This is a genomic window from Paenibacillus sp. sptzw28, assembly GCF_019550795.1.
Classification (GTDB): Bacteria; Bacillota; Bacilli; order Paenibacillales; family Paenibacillaceae; genus Paenibacillus_Z.
In genome coordinates, this window is sequence record NZ_CP080545.1 from 5,253,136 (window position 1) to 5,273,262 (window position 20,127).

The 20,127-nt window shown below is 52.7% G+C and carries 22 protein-coding genes; 13 read left to right on the plus strand and 9 right to left on the minus strand.

All coding sequences use genetic code 11. The features are described 5' to 3' along the window. Positions 1 to 179: 179 nt before the first annotated feature. The 4 genes from KZ483_RS24370 to KZ483_RS24385 all read right to left on the minus strand — a co-directional run bounded on the left by KZ483_RS24370 (position 180) and on the right by KZ483_RS24385 (position 2,107). Positions 180 to 1,046 carry a YitT family protein gene (locus KZ483_RS24370; protein WP_258881402.1) on the minus strand — a complete coding sequence of 289 codons (867 nt, stop codon included), beginning with the start codon at positions 1,044 to 1,046 and terminating at the stop codon, positions 180 to 182. A 290-nt stretch (positions 1,047 to 1,336) separates the two neighbouring features. After that, positions 1,337 to 1,492: a hypothetical protein gene (locus KZ483_RS24375; protein WP_220350147.1), complete on the minus strand. Its 156-nt coding sequence runs from the start codon at positions 1,490 to 1,492 to the stop codon at positions 1,337 to 1,339. A gap of 207 nt (positions 1,493 to 1,699) precedes the next feature. Further along, a complete protein-coding gene (locus tag KZ483_RS24380) occupies positions 1,700 to 1,894 on the minus strand; it encodes an H-type small acid-soluble spore protein (RefSeq protein ID WP_220350148.1) in 195 nt (64 codons plus the stop codon). A 27-nt stretch (positions 1,895 to 1,921) separates the two neighbouring features. Continuing rightward, positions 1,922 to 2,107 (minus strand): hypothetical protein, encoded by a 186-nt coding sequence (locus KZ483_RS24385; protein WP_220350149.1) that lies wholly within the window; start codon positions 2,105 to 2,107, stop codon positions 1,922 to 1,924. A 198-nt stretch (positions 2,108 to 2,305) separates the two neighbouring features. Here KZ483_RS24385 and KZ483_RS24390 point away from each other — a divergent pair, with 198 nt between their 5' ends. From KZ483_RS24390 to KZ483_RS28745, 5 genes are all read left to right on the plus strand, one after another. Next, entirely contained in the window at positions 2,306 to 3,247 is a 942-nt protein-coding gene (locus tag KZ483_RS24390; protein ID WP_220350150.1) for a non-homologous end joining protein Ku, read from the plus strand. Between the two features lies 1 nt (position 3,248). Beyond that, positions 3,249 to 4,265 carry an ATP-dependent DNA ligase gene (locus KZ483_RS24395; protein WP_220350151.1) on the plus strand — a complete coding sequence of 339 codons (1,017 nt, stop codon included), beginning with the start codon at positions 3,249 to 3,251 and terminating at the stop codon, positions 4,263 to 4,265. Beyond that, positions 4,262 to 5,161, plus strand: coding sequence for a non-homologous end-joining DNA ligase (ligD, locus tag KZ483_RS24400; protein WP_220350152.1), 900 nt, complete (start codon positions 4,262 to 4,264; stop codon positions 5,159 to 5,161). The genes KZ483_RS24395 and ligD overlap by 4 nt, the downstream gene beginning before the upstream one ends. A 273-nt stretch (positions 5,162 to 5,434) precedes the next feature. Then, positions 5,435 to 5,761, plus strand: a complete 327-nt coding sequence (locus KZ483_RS28740) for a hypothetical protein (protein WP_258881403.1) — start codon at positions 5,435 to 5,437, stop codon at positions 5,759 to 5,761. Further along, positions 5,722 to 6,165 carry a hypothetical protein gene (locus KZ483_RS28745; protein WP_258881404.1) on the plus strand — a complete coding sequence of 148 codons (444 nt, stop codon included), beginning with the start codon at positions 5,722 to 5,724 and terminating at the stop codon, positions 6,163 to 6,165. The genes KZ483_RS28740 and KZ483_RS28745 overlap by 40 nt, the downstream gene beginning before the upstream one ends. A gap of 263 nt (positions 6,166 to 6,428) precedes the next feature. Here KZ483_RS28745 and KZ483_RS24410 read toward each other — a convergent pair whose 3' ends face one another. After that, entirely contained in the window at positions 6,429 to 6,953 is a 525-nt protein-coding gene (locus tag KZ483_RS24410) for a general stress protein (RefSeq protein WP_220350153.1), read from the minus strand. 330 nt (positions 6,954 to 7,283) lie between these two features. Between KZ483_RS24410 and KZ483_RS24415 the strand changes: the two genes are divergently transcribed. The 5 genes from KZ483_RS24415 to KZ483_RS24435 all read left to right on the plus strand — a co-directional run bounded on the left by KZ483_RS24415 (position 7,284) and on the right by KZ483_RS24435 (position 10,326). Then, positions 7,284 to 7,616, plus strand: a complete 333-nt coding sequence (locus tag KZ483_RS24415) for an STAS domain-containing protein (RefSeq protein ID WP_220350154.1) — start codon at positions 7,284 to 7,286, stop codon at positions 7,614 to 7,616. A gap of 30 nt (positions 7,617 to 7,646) precedes the next feature. After that, entirely contained in the window at positions 7,647 to 8,126 is a 480-nt protein-coding gene (rsbW, locus tag KZ483_RS24420; RefSeq protein ID WP_220350155.1) for an anti-sigma B factor RsbW, read from the plus strand. Then, complete coding sequence (locus tag KZ483_RS24425; RefSeq protein WP_220350156.1) at positions 8,123 to 8,905, plus strand: sigma-70 family RNA polymerase sigma factor; 783 nt, start codon at positions 8,123 to 8,125, stop codon at positions 8,903 to 8,905. Before rsbW ends, KZ483_RS24425 begins: the two co-directional genes overlap by 4 nt. Beyond that, complete coding sequence (locus tag KZ483_RS24430; protein ID WP_220350157.1) at positions 8,902 to 9,045, plus strand: hypothetical protein; 144 nt, start codon at positions 8,902 to 8,904, stop codon at positions 9,043 to 9,045. Before KZ483_RS24425 ends, KZ483_RS24430 begins: the two co-directional genes overlap by 4 nt. Positions 9,046 to 9,114: 69 nt before the next feature. Further along, on the plus strand, positions 9,115 to 10,326 hold the full coding sequence (locus tag KZ483_RS24435; RefSeq protein WP_220350158.1) for a magnesium transporter CorA family protein: 1,212 nt from the start codon (positions 9,115 to 9,117) through the stop codon (positions 10,324 to 10,326). Between the two features lie 60 nt (positions 10,327 to 10,386). Here the strand turns inward: KZ483_RS24435 and KZ483_RS24440 are convergent, their stop codons facing one another. Both KZ483_RS24440 and KZ483_RS24445 read right to left on the minus strand, forming a co-directional pair. Further along, positions 10,387 to 11,550, minus strand: coding sequence for a PP2C family protein-serine/threonine phosphatase (locus tag KZ483_RS24440; protein WP_220350159.1), 1,164 nt, complete (start codon positions 11,548 to 11,550; stop codon positions 10,387 to 10,389). 90 nt (positions 11,551 to 11,640) lie between these two features. Then, the gene (locus KZ483_RS24445) at positions 11,641 to 12,228 is read right to left on the minus strand and encodes a DUF948 domain-containing protein (RefSeq protein ID WP_220350160.1); all 588 of its coding nucleotides are present in this window, start codon (positions 12,226 to 12,228) and stop codon (positions 11,641 to 11,643) included. A 447-nt stretch (positions 12,229 to 12,675) separates the two neighbouring features. On the opposite strand from KZ483_RS24445, the gene KZ483_RS24450 reads away from it, so the two are divergent. Then, positions 12,676 to 13,440, plus strand: coding sequence for a lipase family protein (locus KZ483_RS24450; protein ID WP_220350161.1), 765 nt, complete (start codon positions 12,676 to 12,678; stop codon positions 13,438 to 13,440). A gap of 79 nt (positions 13,441 to 13,519) precedes the next feature. On the opposite strand, the gene KZ483_RS24455 is transcribed toward KZ483_RS24450, so the two are convergent. Continuing rightward, positions 13,520 to 13,873, minus strand: coding sequence for an MmcQ/YjbR family DNA-binding protein (locus tag KZ483_RS24455; RefSeq protein WP_220353655.1), 354 nt, complete (start codon positions 13,871 to 13,873; stop codon positions 13,520 to 13,522). 397 nt (positions 13,874 to 14,270) lie between these two features. On the opposite strand from KZ483_RS24455, the gene KZ483_RS24460 reads away from it, so the two are divergent. Both KZ483_RS24460 and KZ483_RS24465 read left to right on the plus strand, forming a co-directional pair. Then, positions 14,271 to 14,597, plus strand: coding sequence for a helix-turn-helix domain-containing protein (locus KZ483_RS24460; protein ID WP_220350162.1), 327 nt, complete (start codon positions 14,271 to 14,273; stop codon positions 14,595 to 14,597). A 41-nt stretch (positions 14,598 to 14,638) separates the two neighbouring features. Beyond that, positions 14,639 to 15,487 (plus strand): SDR family oxidoreductase, encoded by an 849-nt coding sequence (locus tag KZ483_RS24465; RefSeq protein ID WP_220350163.1) that lies wholly within the window; start codon positions 14,639 to 14,641, stop codon positions 15,485 to 15,487. Positions 15,488 to 15,867: 380 nt separating this feature from the next. Here the strand turns inward: KZ483_RS24465 and KZ483_RS24470 are convergent, their stop codons facing one another. After that, complete coding sequence (locus KZ483_RS24470; protein WP_220350164.1) at positions 15,868 to 20,061, minus strand: SwmB domain-containing protein; 4,194 nt, start codon at positions 20,059 to 20,061, stop codon at positions 15,868 to 15,870. Positions 20,062 to 20,127 lie beyond the last annotated feature (66 nt).

Genomic DNA, 20,127 nt, shown 5'->3' on the forward strand with positions numbered 1-20,127 from the left:
CAGCTACACGCCCCGCAACAAAGCAGCAACACCGTCTGCGTCTTGCGGCCGCGCACTCAAGCTTCCACCGTAAATATATAACGGAGAACTAATGCTATTCCGCTTCTGAAAAAGACCATCCTGCGCGGATGGCCTTTAATCAAACAGTCTTACTATTCCGTAACCGCTGCTTGCCGGCGCTAATGAATATCTCGCTTCTTGAAACGTCCGCCCTTCACGTCGTGAATGTTGCCCACAGCCAGAAAGGCCGAAGGATCCAGCTCCTGGACGATCGATTTCATCTTGGCTTCTTCCAGACGGGTAATAACGCAGAAGATAACGCGCTTCGTTCCGCCGGTAAACCCGCCTTCGCCGTTCAGGAAAGTGACGCCGCGGCCAAGCCTGCTCATGATGGCCTCGCCGATCTCCTTGGCTTCGTCGCTTATAATCCAGACCGACTTCGACTCGTCGAAGCCCTCAAGCGTCACATCGATCATTTTGAATGCAATGTAATACGCAATGAGTGAATACATCGCACTATCCCAGGAGAACACAAAGCCGGCGCTTCCAAGAATGAAGAGATTGAAAAACATGACGACTTCGCCGACCGAGAAAGGCAATTTCTTACTGAGTAGAATCGCTATAATTTCTGTGCCGTCGAGCGAACCGCCAAACCGGATGACAAGCCCGACCCCTATACCTAAAATCACTCCTCCAATTACAGGCGCAAGAAAGGTGCTGTATGTCAGCGGGTCTACCGGGTGGAGGAGCGTTGTGCCGATTGACATTACGGATACGCCGTACAGCGTGGAAAGTGCGAAGGTTTTGCCAATCTGTTTATAACCGATAACAAGAAACGGTACGTTAAGCAGGAATAGAAAGACCCCGAGCGGCAGGCCGGTGAAATGGGAGACCATGATCGAGACACCGACTATGCCCCCGTCAATAATTTTGTTCGGAACAAGAAAGATTTCAAGTGCAACGGAAACGAGTGCTGCTCCGACTGTAATAAATAAGATGCGCAGCATAATTTCCAGCTTCGTCAATTTGTAATGCTGTTTCGCCATTGTTCCCCCTTGCATGCTGCACCAAACAGCCTATAGCAACATAGGTATAATCTAAATTTAGTCTAATACGTTCATTATACTGGACTTTAAGCCATTTTCCAATGTTAATCCTGCCTTATCATCGTTTTTCTTTCTTTTAAAAAGCACTCTCGTCTGTTCTCATAATTACATCCCTGCCGGAGGCGTCCATACTACCTGCCTTTTTTTATAAAAAAACAGCCCGGACATCGTCAGTCCGGACTGTATTACAAGTCTTAAGAGCTGTTCCTTTCAGCTTCAGCCTAATCCTCTCAAAACATCGGAAACAAATAACGAACCAGGAAATACAATGCGATGAGAAGGATGATAATGTAAGCCGCATACTTGATGAAGGTTGCCGCGACAAGGCTGGAGTCTGATTTTTTCTCTACGTGGCGCTCATCAATATCAATATTGCGATCTGCCATTTCGGGTCATCTCCTTCGGTCGCCGTCAATACGGCATATTTAGGAACTTTACGACACCTATTTTTACCCGATGGGCGGCGGAGCCAAACAAGTCATCCCAACTGAAAGGTGCCTTCAGGCTCGCTTGCGGTAAAACAAAAAAGCTCTCTGCCCCGCTAACTGCGAGCTGGAGAGCCTGTATTTTCATAACATTGAAGCGACTTTATCTTAGGCGTTGAATCCGCTGCCTTCCTGCAGCCGGTCAACCGGAACAGTCTGAGTGTTTAGCGGATTGGACTCGATCTGCACAGTGGCCATGCCGTTTGCTTCATCGATGTTTTCGATCCATACCGGCTTGCCTTCCAAATGAACCGCTACGGTGTCCTTTGATTGATAGATCTGCTTGGCGCGCTCCGTTTTCATCGGCTGGCTGCTCCTTTCATTATGAAGCTAATCCTTCGGCTCCGGCACCATCGTGTCGGTAGTCGACTCTTCAATCATCCCGTTGTGCAAGGTGACTTGACCTCCGCCCAAACCTTCGTTGACCATACGGTCGATGTCCATGGAATAATCATCGCGGCCTTCGTGCCGTTCCTCATTATTTGATCCCGCCTCGGAACTGCCCGCTTCGGTCATGGAAATCCCTCCTCTAAGTCCGAGATGTTTGCCCTTACGAAAATATACCCGCTTCGATTGCATTTCATGCATTCAGGGAACACTAAATTCATAGCCTGTAAAAACAAACCGCAAGCTCATTACTTCCAGGACGTTTTAACTCAATTTTACATGCTTTCGAAACGGCTTTGCCTGACAACACTTTAGGAGGGGAAATGTATGCATACTGTATGGAAAGGAGCCATCAGCTTCGGGCTGGTGCATGTTCCGGTCAAAATGTTCTCGGCTACCGAGGACAAGGATATTTCGATGCGGCTTATTCACCGTGAATGCGGAAGTAACATCTCCTATGTCCGTAAATGTCCGACCTGCGAAATCGATGTCGACTGGGAGGGCATCGTAAAAGGCTATGAATACGAGAAGGGCCGCTTCGTACTGTTCGAGAAAGATGAGCTCGAGCAGCTGACGGACGATGCAACGAGGACCATCCGCATTTTGGATTTCGTGGCGCTGGAGGAAATCGACCCGATTTATTTTCAGAAAACGTATTATTTGTCCCCCGATCAAGCCGGCGGGAACGCGTACAACCTTCTTCTGGAAGCAATGAGACAATCCGGTCGTATCGGCATCGCCAAGGTGTCGATCCGCACGAAAAGCTCCCTCGCCGCGATCCGCGTCATCGGAGACTGCCTTGCGATGGAAACGATTTTCTATCCCGATGAAATCCGGTCCGTTGAGCAGGTGCCTGGGCTTCCCGATGCAGTCACGGTCAATGAAAAAGAACTCACTATGGCACGAATGCTGATCGAGCAGTTGTCGACTCCCTTCGAGCCGGGCAAATATAACGATGACTACCGCGCGAAGCTAATGGATTTGATCCAGCACAAAATCGCCGGCGAAGAGGTGCGCGTCGCACCGGAGCAGCAGCGCACGAATGTGCTTGATCTTATGGCCGCGCTGCAAGCCAGCCTTGAAGCGGTCAAGCTGCCGCCGGATGCACCGGGCAGCCTTGACAGAGGGACCGCAGCGGGGGCGGCTGCGGATGAAGGAGCTGCCGGGGCCAAAGCGGACGGCAAGGCGGCAGCTGACGGGGAAGCTGCGGCAGCCGCACCAAGACCTCGTAAAAGGAAGGGCGGGTCGTCGAAGGAGACGGTATCGTAAAATGGAACTGGAACAGCGGCAAAACGATACAGCCTCATTCATTGTAAATGCGGCCGGGTTAGTGTCCGCTTGTGCGCTGCCGGAAGAGCCGATGGCGCCGCTTGCAGACGACGAGCTGCCGAGAGGCGACGACTGGGGCTTTCAGCTCAAATGGGACGGGGTCCGCATCATAGCCAAAATAAATTCCGGCGGCAGCGTAGAGCTTTATTCCCGCAGCATGTATTTGAAAAATGCGAAATACCCCGAAATTGCCGATTTGTTAGAGTCTAAAGCAGACGAGCTTGGCCCGTGCATTCTTGACGGAGAAGTGGTTTGGTGGGACGGTTTACGGCCTAAATTTCAAGAAGTGCTGAAACGCGAGCGCAGTGCGGGAGTAATATCACGTCAGCGCTCTCCCCAGCATCCGCCAACCGGCGGACTGGTGTATGTACTGTTCGATCTTCTGGCAGACATAAACGGCGATCTGCGTCATCTGCCTTACGCGGAACGCCACAGCCGCCTGAGTCAATTATGTCCGCGCGGGAATGGACGGCTGTTTGTCGCCGATCTGTACACGGACGGCGAAGCTCTATGGCAGTGGGTGCAGCGTAACTGCTGGGAAGGCGTAGTCAGCAAAAGGTTGTCCAGCCCTTACCGCCAGGGCAAGAAACACCGTGATTGGTTCAAGAAAAAAACGGCGCTGCTTATGGATGTGGATATCGTCGGTCTCAAGTGGCGAAACGGCATTATCGCCAGCCTGATCATGTCTTATGACGGCTCCTACACGGGCTCCGTCTCGCTCGGCTTAAACGATGCGCTGCGCAAGGTAATCGCGGCGATATTTAATAGCGGCTTGGAACCGCCGGTCGCGCAGGTTCCCTGCCCGTTCAACGTGCTTCCTACCGAACTGAAAAATGAACACGTGCAGTGGCTGCCGCTTTCCTTCAGATGCCGGGTAACCGGGCTTGAACGGACTTCAGCCGGTCTGATTCGCCACCCGAAGCTTGTCACCTTTCTGCCGAAGGAGCCGCTTCCATGAGCCGCGCCGTGAAAGGAACCATCGTAGTTGACGGACAGGAGCTGACAGTCAGCAACCCCGACAAGGTGCTTTGGCCCGAGATGGGTATCACAAAGGCTGTATTTCTGCAGCGGCTGGCGGCCCTCTCTCCATGGCTGATCAAGCATTGCCGGGACAGGTATCTGACGACGATTCGGTATCCGGACGGGGTGACGGGTAAATCCTTTTATCAGAAAAATTGCCCTTCGCCTGCTCCCGACTTTGTACCCACCGAGACGCATGCGGGCGTCCGCTATGTTGTGCTTCAATCGCTTCCGGTGCTGCTGTGGCTGGGCAATCTGGCCTGTCTGGAATTTCACGCTTCCTTCGATCGTGTGAGCGACCCTGTCAGGCCTACTGAATGGGTGCTGGATATCGATCCCTCCCTGGAGGAAGAACCGAGGATCATGGAAGCAGCGGTGCTGGTGGGTGATTTACTTCAATCGCTCGGCATTGTCTCCACGCCCAAGACCTCCGGTGCTACCGGCGTGCAGATCGTCGTACCTATCATACCGGACCTTACGTTCGATGAGCTGCGAAAAATCGGGGAATTTGTTGGCAGCTATTTGTGCGACAAGCATCCGCGGCTGTTCACGATCGAACGGTTAAAAAAGAACCGCGGCGACCTGATCTACATTGATTACTTGCAGCATTATCAAGGCAAAACGATCATCGCCCCCTACTCGCCGCGCGCCCGGGCCCGGGCGACTGTCTCCACGCCGCTGCACTGGGAAGAAGTTCGCCGCAACGCCGCCATCACTGATTACCACCTCCTTAATATCGAAGACCGCCTTCTTGCGCAGGGCGATTTGCTGGACCGGGTCGCCCCGCAGTCATTGCGCCAGATCCTGACATTTATCCGCTCGACAAGACGTTAGTGGTTGCTGATGCCCGCGGGTGCCCCGTTAAAAGTGGGGGCCACTGACTTTATGCTTGGGACAAGGCGTTGCGGCTTGCTTTTTTCTTGTGGATGACCGGTAGTATAGTGGGCGAACTGACGTTTTGCTCGGTTCCATAAAGCTTCGCGATTGTACCTTGCCTAACGGGAACGTAATAAAGTAATGGGACGCGAAGCACGCGCCGTTTCTCCGGTAGCCGGATGAGCGGCGCTTTATTGTTTTCTAAGGGGCGTTCTAGAGGAGTAGTTGAGAATGAGCGGGGGTAACACCGGATTCGAGCATGCTTACGAACTATTTATTCAGTTTCATCGTTGTCATCGAAAGGGCGAATCGAAGGACAGGCTGACTGCGGGTCTCGGCCATGCAGAGAAAATATTTTTGTCGAATGTATGGTGGCCGGCGTTTGGAAATTTCAATGAACTGCATCCCGAATATGAGGTGAAAGACTTTAAAGATGGCGTGCGCTATCTGGATTTCGCTTACTTCAAGCGAGATGTGAGTTTGAAGCTATGTATCGAAATCGACGGCTTTGGGACACATTGGCGGGATTGGGAAGATGGCAATTTGCCGATCAGCTGATGCGCCAAAATCATTTGGTTATCGATGGGTGGCTGGTGCTTCGCTTCGCCTATGATGATTTGGCGGAAAAGCCGCGCCGATGCCAGCAGGTTTTGCAGCAGCTGCTTGGCAAATGGCACGGCGGAGGTGGAATACTGAGCGTCAATCATGATAGTCGTCCCGGGAAGGTTGGACTACATATGCAAAAATTCAATTCCATGGAACGAGATATTATACGATTGGCCCTAAGGGATGGAACAGTTAGTGTTGCTCGTGCGAGTCAAACGATAGGCATGTCGACAGGGAAAACAAGGCGTATACTTCTTGCTTTAATGTCAAAAGGCCTACTGGTGCCGTCTACTCCCAACCAGAAGCGCACTCACTCTTACAAACTTTCACATAGTTCCGAACATCAGTTTATTTGAACTATTTCACGCTCCGCACACGAATTCGGGTGAATTAGTCGCACCCGTGACACTATTTCACACTCCGCACACGAATTCAGGTGAATTAGTCGCACCCGTGCCACTAATTCGCGCCCTTTACGCGACAAAACCGCTGAGCTGGCGAAAAGATATGCTTTTCGTTTCGCTGCTTAGCGGTTTTACCGTTAGCGCATGAGTCTCCCTTTAAGCTGCCACTATTGACCGAGCTTCAAGCACCACGCTCAACGGACTTCTAACGCGGGTTATAAGATCCGTTCCGCTCCACAGCGGCGAAATGCCTCCTCGGCTTCGCGCGATAAATCCTGGCCGATATTGTGCTGACTGCCATCCCCCGTGTCAGCGGTAACCACGAGTGCCCCGTCTACGATAGCCTCCCTGCATACACCGGCGTCGTCGCCTTTTATACCAAGGGCATGAATAGCATCCTCCATGCCGTTCTCATCGACAAGCAGTCCGCCCACTGCCAGAATTCCGGCTCCATAAGGCCAGGCTCCGCCGGTCAGCGGCCCAACCATACCTACCGTGCCTGCCAGACCCACTGGCCCCAGATTACCAAATCCGTAGCCATCGTCCATCTGATCGCGGGTGTCCGCGAGCTCACGAACTTCATCAGCATCGACATCCGTTTCGGCTTCAATACGGCGCGAGTGATCGCCATCCTTCGCAAGCACCTTGATCTCATTTCTCGAAAAACCGCTTTGTTCTAAAGCTTTAACCGCCTCAACCGCCTGCTCCTCCATTTTAAAAATGCCGATTTTCATTGTCATCAGAATAACCACCTTTTTATAAGTTCGTTACCGCCATAGGCTCCAAACGAATCACTTACTTGACCTCCGTCATCGCCCGCTGCGCTTGCCCGGCTCATGTCCGCCGGCCAGCGCGCATTTTATCGTTGTCGCCGTGGCTCAAGACGAATCGTTTACGCTTGGTATACCCTGTTTCAGCGCTGTTCAATCGGCCTGATAGAAGAAACTACCTCAGCCGAAAACTGTTTCAATTGCTGGGCGCAAGGGTATACAATGTTATTAACCGGTTGGGAATTCGGACTTGGGGTCCTACACTCAGGTTCTAATTTTGGGTACAGGAGAGGTAATTATATGAAGCAGACAGACAAACTATTTTTACGCACCGAGAATAAAGACGGCAAATGTATCGTGTATATCGGGGGCGAGCTTGACCTCGAATCCGCCGCGCAGATGCGTGCTGCAATGTCTCCGCTTGTAGAAATGGCGGACTGTGAGCTGACGCTGAATCTTCGCGAATTGCGGTACGTGGACAGTACCGGCATAGGTATTCTCGTATCCGTACTCAAAGCTCGGCACGCCAATAATGCGCCTTTCGCAGTAGAAGCCATACCGCCGAATATCCGCAAATTGTTCGATATGACGGGCATTACACCTTTTCTGCTCAAGCAAGCTGGGCAAGCATGACTGTGATGAAGAAAGGAACGAGAATACGCCATGAAAGCGAATGAAGAAATCATAACACTGCAGGTGCCCGCGGCTGCCGAATACATCGATCTGGTCAGATTGACACTGTACGGCCTTGCGGTCAAAATCGGATTTTCCTACGAGGAAATTGAGGATATGAAAGTAGCCGTATCGGAAGCGTGCAACAACGCTGTCCTCTATGCATACGGGGATTTGCCGCATGGCTCAATATCGTCGGCCCCGCAGCACGGTCCGCATATCGAAGTGCGCTTCGTGAAGAAATCAGACGCTCTCTCCATTATTGTCAAGGATAACGGTCGCAGCTTTGACGCCGCGACTGCGGCACGCAATGCGGAACCGATGCACGGCAAGACGGTTGAAGAGCTGCAAGCAGGCGGGCTGGGCCTTTATCTCATGCAAGCATTGATGGATCAAGTAGAAGTGAACAGTGATGCCGGAACCGAAGTGGTTCTCACAAAACGCCTCGTTAAGAGTGGTGAAATGGCATGAGTTTACAACCGGCCAAGCAGCCGCCGTTATCGAATGCGGAGCTCATTCTGATCTACCAGAATAACCCGAATAATGATACAGCAACGCTGCTTATTGAGTCTTATGAGCCGATGGTTCGAATGGCGGCCGGTAAAATTTCTCGCAATCGTCCGGATTTATATGAGGATTTGATGCAGGTCGGACAAATTGCGCTCCTTCGACTGTTCAGACAATTTGACGTCACCTTGGGCGTCCAGTTCGAACCTTATGCGATGAAAAGCATTATCGGCCATATGAAAAATTATTTGCGGGATAAATCGTGGTATGTTCAGGTGCCCCGTCGTATCAAGGAAAAAGGTATCGCCGTCCAGCAAGCGGTAGACGATCTTACGGTTAAACTGGAACGGTCGCCGCGGATTGAAGAAATCGCCGAGCATATGGAGCTGACCGTCGAGGAAACGACTGAAATCCTTGCCGGGCGCGAGCTGTACCACTATGTCTCGCTTGATACCCCGATCTCCGAGGAAGAGAACACGACGACTCTTGGAGACCTGATCGGCTCTCCTGCCGACGATTTCGAAACCGTGGATAAAAAGCTCGATCTGGAAGCGGCCATGTCCAGACTGAAGCCGCAGGAGCAGCAGGTGCTGCTGCTTGTATATCAGGAGGGACTGCCTCAGCGCAATATCGCCGACCGGCTCGGCGTCTCGCAAATGAGCATATCCCGAATTCAGCGGCGCGCGATCGATAAGCTGAAGCAATTTCTCAGCGAGAATGATGCGGACAAGCAGGGTGAATGACTGATTGGATTCATGATTGTCGAGTCTCGCCAAAGCCGACAATGCACAAAGCGCCGTGTCCGGTTGATCCGGACAGCGGCGTTTTTAATGCGCTGATGACGCTGCCTGCGCAAGCGCGTTCTTCGCGGCCGCAGTTGTGAATAAGGCGCGTTCGCGTTATGATGGTTACAGTTAAAGCATGAACGGACAAGCAGGAGGCTCGTATAACCATGATGCATCGGATGCTGCGATTTCCATCCAATTGGGAGTGGCACGTGCTTCACGAACAGCGCCCCGTAACGACCGGTTTGAGTCGCGTCCGCAAAACGCATTCAGCCCGGCATGGAGCTGACGCCGCCAGTAAAGCGCAAAACCGGGATATCGACCGGCCCGGTTCGCCCGTTTACGCCGGCAATTCGGAGGGCAGCGCGGATGCGCTGCGCGAACTGAAGAAAACACATCCCGAAATTGTCGATTGGGCGAAGGATGCCGTCTCGTCCAAAAGCAATCATATCGCCGTCTCCGAGTATGCCGGCGAGCCGGCCGTATACGGAACCCTGATGTGTCAACTCTCCGAGGATTATAGCGATGTGGTTCCGCTTCATTTCTGGCTCACTCACGGTAAACTCGCGACGATACATACGGATTTGCGCTTGTCGATTCGAATGCAGCTTGAGCCTTGGGCTGAGAAGCTGAACCGCTGCCAGACCGCACCCGAGGCTTTATTCGTCATTCTCGGCGCTGTTCTGGAGACGTTTCATGCCGGTTTGGATGTATTTGAGACCCGCCTCGGAGAGCTGGAGAATTCCATGCGCCGACACAACCGGACGGGGCTGATGAATTCAATATTTGAACGGCGTTACGACCTGCTGCACTGGAAACACCTGTTTATACCGATCCGGGAGATTCAAGGCGCGGCGAAAGAAGCATTCCTTGAGAAATTAACAGATTTGGAAGAATACAAGCGAATGGAATTCAAGCTTGACCGCATCCAGGAGCTGCTTGCCAGTTATGCAATGGAAATCGATACTTTGCTCATGATGGATGACGCTATTTCAAATTTTCGCGGCAACGATATAATGAAGACGTTAACGATTTTTACCGCCCTGTTTATGCCGGCTACCGTCATCGGTGCCGTCTGGGGAATGAATTTCGACAAACTTCCGTGGGCTGATGAAACCTGGGGCTTTGTGAGCGTAACAACGGTTATTATAGTGACGACATTTGCTATTTATTGGTGGCTCTGGCATAAAGGCTGGACAGGCGATCTGTTGTACGCGCGCAAGCCTGAGCAAATTGTCGCCTCTTCCGACAATGAAGAGCGGCAAACTAAGCAGCAGACAGAGTCGGAACTGCCTATCCGGCGCAGCCGGACGGGACTACAAATAAAAGAAGCGGAAGAGCGCCCGCTTCCCTCCCTGCCTTCACGCTCGAACAGATAGCTCAAAAAATCATAAGGGACATGCGCCTCTTGCAGACGCATGTCCCTCTTTGCTTAACCGTTACTTAATATCCACCGTAACCAGACAACGGTCGTCGGAACGATTGGATTCATTTTCTCCATGAAAAAGCGCTTCTTCAAGCTTCCCGGTCGGAATCTTGCTGCCTAAAGGCCTGAGCGCTTCCATCAGACATTCAACCTGATCGTCTTCCTCTCCTGCCACCAGGTCGAGCATGCCGTCCGTAACAAGAATCATTCGGTCGCCGGATGAGATGCTTAATGTATGCTTGTTCACCTCGATTTCATTGAATAAGCCAATCGCAACTCCCCCTTGCTCGAATACTTCGACGCTTCCATTACCTCGCACGATGACTCCCGGAGGGTGTCCGGCATTGACGTATTCAACCGTTCCTTGCTCCAAATCGACAAGCGCATACAGGGCGGTAAAATAATACTGGATTAACTGGTCTGCAAATTGCAGCTGCTGCGCGCGCCGGTTCAGCTCTTTAATAACCTCACCGGGCTCTATCAGCTGCGTCATCGCTTCTTTGAGAACCGAGGCTATGAACATGCAAACCAGCGAAGAGGAGATTCCATGCCCCATCGCATCAATGACGGCTACACCGTACCGCCTGTCGTCTATTCGGTTCCAGGCGTAAAGGTCGCCGGACAGCTCCTCGGAAGGGCGGAATATCGCCTCTATGGCTATGCCTTCCTCTTCAATCGGCTGGGATAAAGCGGCGCTCTGCACTTCTTTGGCAAGCTGCAGCTCTTCCCTGACTCTGCGGTCCCTGTCCTTGTGCCAGTCCTTCTGCTCTTTCAGCCGCAGAGCGACCCGAATACGGGCAAGCAGCTCTATCCGGTTTATCGGCTTCGTGACATAATCAATGGCACCGGCATCAAGCGATTCCGCCAGCTTTTTGGAATCGCCGATTGCCGTTACCATGATGATCGGAATATCTCTGAGCCGCGCCGACTGCTGGATCGCGCGGCATGCGGTAATACCGTCCATGCCGGGCATCATCATATCGAGCAGAATCAAATCAACGCCGCTATCGATTCTGGATGGTCGGCTCGGCTCATGACCCTGAGCGGTAAGGCCGAGCAGACCAAAGAGCTCGATGCCGGAAGCGGCCGCTATAATATCCGTGTAGCCGGCCCGTTTAAGGATCTCTTGAACAACGGTGATATTCATAGGATTATCGTCGACGATAACTATACGCATCTTCCATCTCCTAGCCAGAACTCCTATGATGTGGGTACATTAAGCAATGGTTCTTCTTTAATAATACCTTGCTGAAGATGAATGTGGCTACTACCGCTTGGCGAACAACCGAGCTACATGCACACCCGTTTCCATCCAAGCAAGCCATGCCGGCGTTTGTTCAGCCATAGCCGAAGAATGCATATAACCGTCTCGGCCGGAGCCGGTGTTGATGGAAGCTCCTTCAGAGGATGGGGCGCTCTCCATGGCGGCTATAGATCTGCCTGTAATGGCCTCCTTCTTCTCGGCCTCCATTTTCCGCTTGGCCGCCGCTGCCTTCGCTGCATCCTTCGCCGCAGCTGCTTCAGCCCGTCTGCGCAGTTTGGCCGACCAGAGCGACGAGAATCCGTGCGCCACGCCGGCTACTTCATGCAGAGCCGCGCCTGTTTCCCGCACTGAGGCCATCAGAGGCTCTATCGCGCCAATCTGTTCATCAACCCTGTCCGTAAGCTTACGCGCGCTTCCGACAAGATCGCCTATATCATCCTTCCACACATGGATGACCTGTTGTACTTCCAGCAGCGTTTTGCCTGCTGCATCCAGTGAAGTTTGCACCTTCCGCAGCGTCTGCACCATAAAGACGGCAAGCACGGCAACGGATAAGCCTATAACCAACATCGCAATATCAGATCCACTCATCGGTGACACCTCCTTAGAAATTACGGGGTAAACCGCTTCTCAGGCATAAACTCTAAGTTCTTTATGCCAATATGTAATTCGTTTTACCCTTTACAGGCTGACTTGAATCGAATTTTAGAGCGCTAAGGTTGCGGTAAATATCCGTCCCGCCGGGAAGGAAGCGTTCCGCATGACACTTTTACCGTAATCCGGCGTACTCCTGAATAAACTCCGAATAATCCCCTGGGACAGCTGAAACAGGAGCAGCCGAACGTCGGCTTGCTCCTCTTATGCCTGCCTTCGCGGCAAATGTGCGATTTTGGCTTGAAGCTTTTACATATTTATACCCTGATTGTGAATGTCATAAGCTGCGTTTCCGAAACAGGCGGACGCCTAAAGCGCTATTGCCCATCTCATCATACAATGCTGAGAGGAGCGTGAACGAGAACAATGGAAGACACGCGCAAAATGGATATGCAAACAGCCATATTCCTGGCCGCGGTATGCGGTCAAACGTATGTCCAGTTCGAGAATATACAACAGAATTTCCTTCTCCCGGCCACTTACCGTGTAGTCGGTTCGTTCACCGCCGCGGCTCACGGCAGTCCAATGGAACCTTTCGGTTTCTTAATTGAATCCGACCGCGCGGCTGTACTCGCGTTTCGCGGCACAAGCTCGGCGACGGACTGGGTAACCGACATGATGGCCCAGCAAACGGCATTCAAGCCGGTGAAAGGCGCCTTACAAACGCACCGTGGGTTCACCGATGTCTATATGTCCGCTCGCGGCCGAGTATTCAGCTTACTGGAGCAATTGCCAAGCAATAAGCCGCTTTATATTACCGGCCACAGTCTGGGCGGGGCGCTTGCCACGCTGGCTGCCTACGATATTGCTGTGAACCGTCCTAGTGTCCGGATACTTGTGTACACATTCGGTTCGCCTCGTGTCGGGGATCCGAAGTTTGTCCGCAGCTATAACAGCACAGTGCCGGCCCACTTCCGCATTCAGAATGAATTCGATATCGTTCCGTACTTGCCCCCGCTCATCTACCAATTGCCGAAATCAGAGAAAATTTATTATTATTTACACGTTAAGGGCGAAGTGAAGCGCAGCTTTCGAATCGGATCCGTCGGAGGCAATCACATTTTAAGCAATTACTTTGCGGATTTGGCGAAAGAAGAGCCAGCTTTTGCCGCCTCTTTATGCGCCATGCCGTCCGGTTGGTGCCCATAACGATAAGCGAAAGCGGTTAACCTGCGATCGGCGCCCGGCTCAAAATCGTGCCTGCTTCGAGTATTATGAGCTATGAAGCTCATTTTTGTGTTTGAGATTTCTCATTAATCCGGTTTTGTACTGCCTTCGGCAGCCCTTTGAGGACAAGCCCGTAGGAGTGGTCAATCATGTCCCGCAGTTCTTCTTCGGGAATTGAGCCGTCGACATGAATCGAATTCCAATGCTTCTTGCTTAAGTGGTAGCCTGGCGTTATCGCCTCATATTGCTCGCGCAGGTTTTCGGCAATGACGGGATCGCACTTTAATGAAATGCTCGCACCGGACACAAGCGCGAACATTTTGCCGCCTACTTTGGCGACAAGCGGTTCGGGTCCGAACGGGTATTCCTTTGTTGCCCCCTGCTTGGCTAAACAGTAATCAATGAGTGCCTCCATAGCTGCCTTGGTTCCTCCATCCGTATCGAATTCTTCAAGCCAGAGCGCCTTTGACTGCGACTCCTGCACCCAATGCAGCATAGAATTTTCATTCTTTCGCTCATTACGATGAAAAATAATCAGCATTACGATGGCGATAACCCCTGCGATGAGCGCCGCTGTCGGATTGCCGCCCCCTATCATATGCATATCCATCCTCCATAAATTTTCTCCATAACTTCCCTCATATATTCACGTTTCATGAACTATCGTCTCATTTTACCGTTTACAAACGAAACTTTCAACCCATAATAACATGTATCGTGAATCCAGTCTTGTCCAAAGGCATTGGTCCGGCTAAAGCGTGTACAATTGTAGGTACCATTACAACCACTTTGATTAAAAAGAGTTGATAGCTATGATCGGCAAGCGATTGAGAGAGCTGAGGAAAGGCAGTTCCATGACGCAGGAACAGCTGGCGTCCTTATTGAAAACCGCCAAATCGACTATTTCCCAATATGAAAATAATATAAACGAACCGGATCTTCATACACTTGTACGCATTGCCGATTTGTTCGCCGTAAGTCTCGACGACCTCGTCGGACGAGAGCTTCCCTATCAAATGAAGAAAGACCGGAGTTCCGGCAGCTCCTTCAAGGAAGCGTTAACTGAGGACGAATCCAATTATTTGCGGGACAGTCTGACGATATACCGCAAATGGATTTCCGGGAATAAGCAGGAGTAGCTCCAGAAAGCAGGACACCCGAATTGAATCGTTGGAATCGTTTGAATCGTCAACCTCCCGTCGTCCTCATCACCGGCTGCTCCAGCGGGTTCGGACTACATACTGCCATAGCTTTTGCCAGCCGCGGCTGCCGGGTTATCGCGACCTTAAGGGATCTCGGCCGGGCACAGACGCTGCTTGACGGTGCAAACCGGGCAGGGTGCGCCGGGCGGATCGTGTGCATGGAGCTTGATGTCACGAATCATGAACAAGCGGGTTCCGTCATTCAGCGTGCCCAGCTCGAATTCGGCGGCATAGACATTATAGTCAACAACGCCGGCTATGCGCTTGGCGGCTTCGCTGAGGAAGTGCCGATCGAGCGCTGGCGGGAGCTGCTTGAGACGAACGTTCTCGGCGTAATCGCGCTAACGCAGGCGGCTCTGCCGGGCATGCGTGCGCGCGGGCGCGGACTGATAATAAATATAAGCAGTATCAGCGGTCTGTTAGGACTTCCTGGATTTGCGCCTTATGCCGCATCCAAGTACGCACTTGAAGGCTATAGCGAGTCATTACGCCATGAACTTGCGCCATGGGGTATTCGCGTCGTCCTTGTCGAGCCCGGCGCATACAGCACCGACATATGGAGCAAAGGGCTGAGCGCCGTCCGCGAAGACGCGGCAGCGGATTCCCCGTACGCACCTCAGCTCGTCAGGCTGCTTGCACGCACGCGCGCCGCCGCCGAGCGTGCCGCCGACCCGCGCGAGGTCGCGGAGGCTGTTGTCCGCATCGCGGGCAAGCGCTTACCCCAGCTCCGCTATCCGATCGGGCGCGGAACCAGGTTGGCGGTACTGGCCAAAGCGCTGCTCCCATGGCGGCTGTACGAAGCGATTGTGCAGCGCATGCTTCGCTAGAAAAATTTTAATGAAAAGATGTTTCCCCTTCAATGTTAGTCGTCAACGAGACAATCTCCCTTTGTAATGAGATCAACTGGGGTTTCATGCTCTATAGCATACGTTTGACGATCGCTAAGCTCCCGTTTTTCACATGACTTATTCGCTGACCTTTGTTCGGGTTGAATCGTAATCCGCCTCCTTCCAAAGCAGTCTGTGACTCTTTTTAACTAACCGTTCCCCGGTACCCGGATGAAAAGGTGATCTACCCCTCCTGTTTTCTTCCTGTAGCCCACGCAATGCTGAAGCCGCGGATTGGTTCCTTTCCAATTTTAGTCCCGGAGGGACTGCGTTAGCAAGTATCCGCAGCCCCTCTCTGCAAATAAACCGAAACCCAATGTTTAATTCAACAATCCCGCATATTTCATTAACCTGCCGAGAATGACGGCCGCTTGGGCTCTTGTGGCACTATCCTCCGGAGCGAACTCGGTGTCGGAGCTTCCGGTCATCAGACCGATTTTGATATTGGCGGTAATGGCATTCCGTTCTTCCGAAGCAAGGTTCCGAAGATCTGTATACTTGTCGATAATCGGCTGGTCGATATTCGTTAAGGGGATTTTACCCACCGTCACTTCCGCCGCCCTGTAGATCATAATTGCAATATCTGACCGGGTAATAGGCTCATTCGGATGAAATTGCTCCGCACGGTCGATGATACCCGCTGCATAGGCGGTCGCCACAGGTGAGTGGAACCAGCTTTGCTGCGCGACATCATTATAAGGAAGATTGTCGGCGGTTCCATACAAGCCGAGTGCGCGGGTAAGCATGGTGACAAATTCCGCCTTGCTGATCGACTTGTTCGGGTTGAATGCAGATGCTGACACGCCGCTTACGATCAGCTTGGAGGCTAACCGCTGCACGTCCCCTTTGGCCCAGTGGGCCGCCATATCGGTAAATTGCTTATTCGTCTTGACCGCTGCGTACGTGCCGTTGGTCATGTGCTTGATAACCGCTGAAGTTCGTCCGCCCGAGCGATCGAGCAGCGCCGGAACGTAGACGGGCTGTTTGGAAACCGGATCGTACCAGACGACTGTCGTATCCTTGAGCGATGTTTCCGGAGTGATAAACAGCATCCTGTTTATATATTGGTTGAAGCTGCTAAGCGGATAAGACTTGCCTCCGGCCACAACAAAGGTATCGTAAACGATCGGCGAACCAAGCATTTCAAGGCCGGCAGCCTTGGCTTTCGCTGTAATTTCATCCGTTAGGCCGGTCCCCGCGGTACGAATGACGATCCCGATATAGACATCGCCGGGTGCTGCTTTTAATTGAGCGGCAAGCGAGGCGGCATCTACAACCGTGATCGGGAAATCATACTCGCCGATCGGCGTTGCGACCTTGAAATGAACGGTACTCCCTTCACTCACGGATGAGAATGCGGCAGCGGGAATTAGCGTTTTAACGTTTTTGGAATCGCCTCCGTCCACGGTAAATCCGATCGTAAATGCGGTTTTCCCTTTCATTTGCTGAAGCGCATCAGCGATCGAGCCGCTGTCTACCGTATAAACGGCCACCGCCTCTCCCTGCTCTGTCGTTTCATCCGACTGCGCCGCAGCGGATGCCTCGAGCATAACGTCAACGACATCCGGCTTCTGCTCTCCAGGCGCCGTTCCGGTCAATTCCGATTCCTCTTCAGTCTCGGATATTCCGGTACCGCCGATCGCCGCAGATGCCATGTTAACCGTGCGTCCCGCAAAAGCTGCGACCATGTTGCCTTGTTCATCCTGCAGCCGATCTGTGCCGGGAGTGTAGCTCAGCTGTACGCTTTGCTTCGTTCCAAGGATTCCTTCCACTGTCAAAGTAAGAGTAGAGCCGGTAATCCGGACATCGCTCACTCTCTTTGCCGCATTGCTTGCCGATACCGAGAAATCCGCGGCACCCGGCATAACACTTTCATTCAGCGGGCGCGAGAATGTTACGGTAATGGTTGAACCTTTTCCTTCGACTGTTGTTATATTAACCGGTGTGCTTGGAACCGTGATAGAGTAGCCTGTCAACGCCGCGGCTTGGTTGCCGTTCGTATCTTTAAGCGGATTTCCGCCTGTCGGTGAGTAGCTGACTTTGAGCGCCTGTCCTGCAGGAGGCGCGGATTGCATGCTCAGCTTGACTGTCGAACCGCTGATATTGACCGTACTGACGGATATGGTTGACTGGCCGCTCGTTACCGTATATTGAGAGGCATACGGAGCTACACTCGAAGAGAGGCTCTCATTGTATGTTAATGTGATTGTGCTGCCGCTTACCGTGGCGCTGGAAATCGTCGGCGGCGTCGAATCGGAGCCATTGGTCGTTACAGGCTGGCTGTACAAGCTCGACGCCAAATTGCCGCTCAGATCTTGTAACCCGCCGCTATAGGGGGCAGAATAACCGACAGTGAGCGTTTCGCCGGTCGTTACCGGCGTTCCCAGCGTGAGCATAACGGTTAAGCCGTTCACCGCCACGCTTGTCACCGTCCGGTAACTGCTGCCGTATACCGAAAAGCTGGCCGCCGATGGCACCTGAGACGAATCGAGCGTTTCGCTGTAGGTCAGCATCACAAGTGCATAGCTTGCCGAGGCTCTTATGAACGTAGGCGCAGTAAGATCCGTTTGATTGGTCACAGCCTGCGAGGAAAGCTGCGCCGCCTTATTGCCGCTTACATCTTGAATCGCCGAGCTCCCTGACGGTGTATAACTGAGCGTTACCGTATTATTGGCGGCGGCGGCTGAAGAGAGTGTGAGCGTAACCACCGCACCGTTCACCGACACATTCGTAACCGAACGCTGCAAGCTCCCAACAAACACATTAAAGCTCGAAGATGGGGGAGTGAACCCCGTTCCCGTTCTAAGCGCTTCGCTGTATGTCAGTTTGATCGAAGCGCCATTGATAACGGCACCGGTAAGCGTAGGGAGAGTATGGTCGTTAGCGTTTCCCGCCGTAAAGCTGCTGAATGAATCGGCTTCATTCCCGTTCAAATCTTTCACAGGATTGGCCTCAGGCTGAGTGTATGATACCATAACGGATGCGCCGCCGGCAGCGGCCCTGGATAAAGTCAGGCGAAGGTCGGACCCGCTTATCGCAGCTTGAGTTACGGGCAGCGCAGCGGAGCCTGAAGTCACCGCAAAGCTTCCGACCGCCGGTACTGACGCGCTGCTCAGCGGTTCACTGTATGATAGGGTCAGTACGGCTCCGTCCAGAGTCGCGCGCAGAAGCGCAGGCTTGGTAGAATCGTTCCCCCGCGCCACCTGCTGCTGAACAAGATTATCCGCTCTGTTGCCGCTCAAATCCTTCACGGCGTTCATATCGGGCATAGAGTAGGACACAGTCAGTATGCCGTTTGCGGCGGGAGATTCCGCAAGCTTGAGCGATACCGTCGCATCCGCCACGGCAACACTCGCTACCGCCTTATATGCTCCGTCCAAAAAGACGGAATAACTGCCGGCACCCGGAACGGATGATGTCAGAAGCGGCTCGTTATAAACGAGCCTCACAGTGGAATCCGTTACTCTTGAGCTCAGCAGCAGCGGAGGCGAATCGTCGGTTCGATTCGATGCGATTTTATTATCGAAGGAAGCCGCGTTAATGCCCATACTGCTTACCAACGGATTTACCCCCGGGGGCTGATAGCTGACAGTGACGGTTTGGCTGCTTGTAACGGGACTGTACAATGTGATAGTAACGACCGGACCGTTAACGGCCAACCGCGAAATGGCTACGTGCTGCGTATCGGCGGCGACAATGAAGCTGCCCTTGGCAGGAATTGAGAGTTTATTCAGGTTTTGATTGTACGTAAGCTGTAAGGTATCGCTGTATACAACCGCCGAGACGACCTCCGGCGCGGCGGATTGAGAAGGGTTAACAGCCGCCACATCGTATAAATTGGCCGCCGCGTTCCCAGCAGTATCCTGCAGCGGCGAGCCGCCTTTCAAATAGGTAATCTGGACGGTCTGGCCCGCGCCGACCGGCTCCGCAACCTGCAGCCGCAGTGAAGCGCCGGTAACCGATGTCGATGAAATGGAGGTTGGAACGCCGTTTACTTTGACGACAAAGTTAGCTGCCCCCGGTACAGAGCCGGGGTCGAGCGTTTCATTATACTGCAGCGTCACATCGCTGCCGGAAGCCACTGCGGACACAAGCAGCGGCAGCGAATTATCCGGCTGCGTCACGGGGCAGTCAACCAAGTTGTCGGCGGTATTGCCCGACAAATCCTGCAAAGGCGGATTTCCCTGTAAATAGGTAAGCCATACCGACTGAGTGGGCCCGGGCGCAGCGGCGAGCGTTATTTCAACAACACTGCCGTTGATGTGGATGCCCGATACCGCCGATTGGTTATCATCGACTCTCGCATACATATTCTCTACGCTCGGAACAGCGTCCGGTTTGAGCGGCTCGTTATAGCTCAGCCTTATGACAGCACCGTCGAGAACCGCGCTTTGCAGCTCGGGCTTAACACTATCAAGCGCGAAAACGGCATTCGACATGATATACAATAATACCGATGCTACGATAAGCAAACGAATTGAAAACGCTATCATCCGCCGACAAATTTTTTTCACATCATCTGCCTCCTTAAGCCCTTCTATTCTGCTTCGTACGACGGGGACGCGACATTGAATCAATGA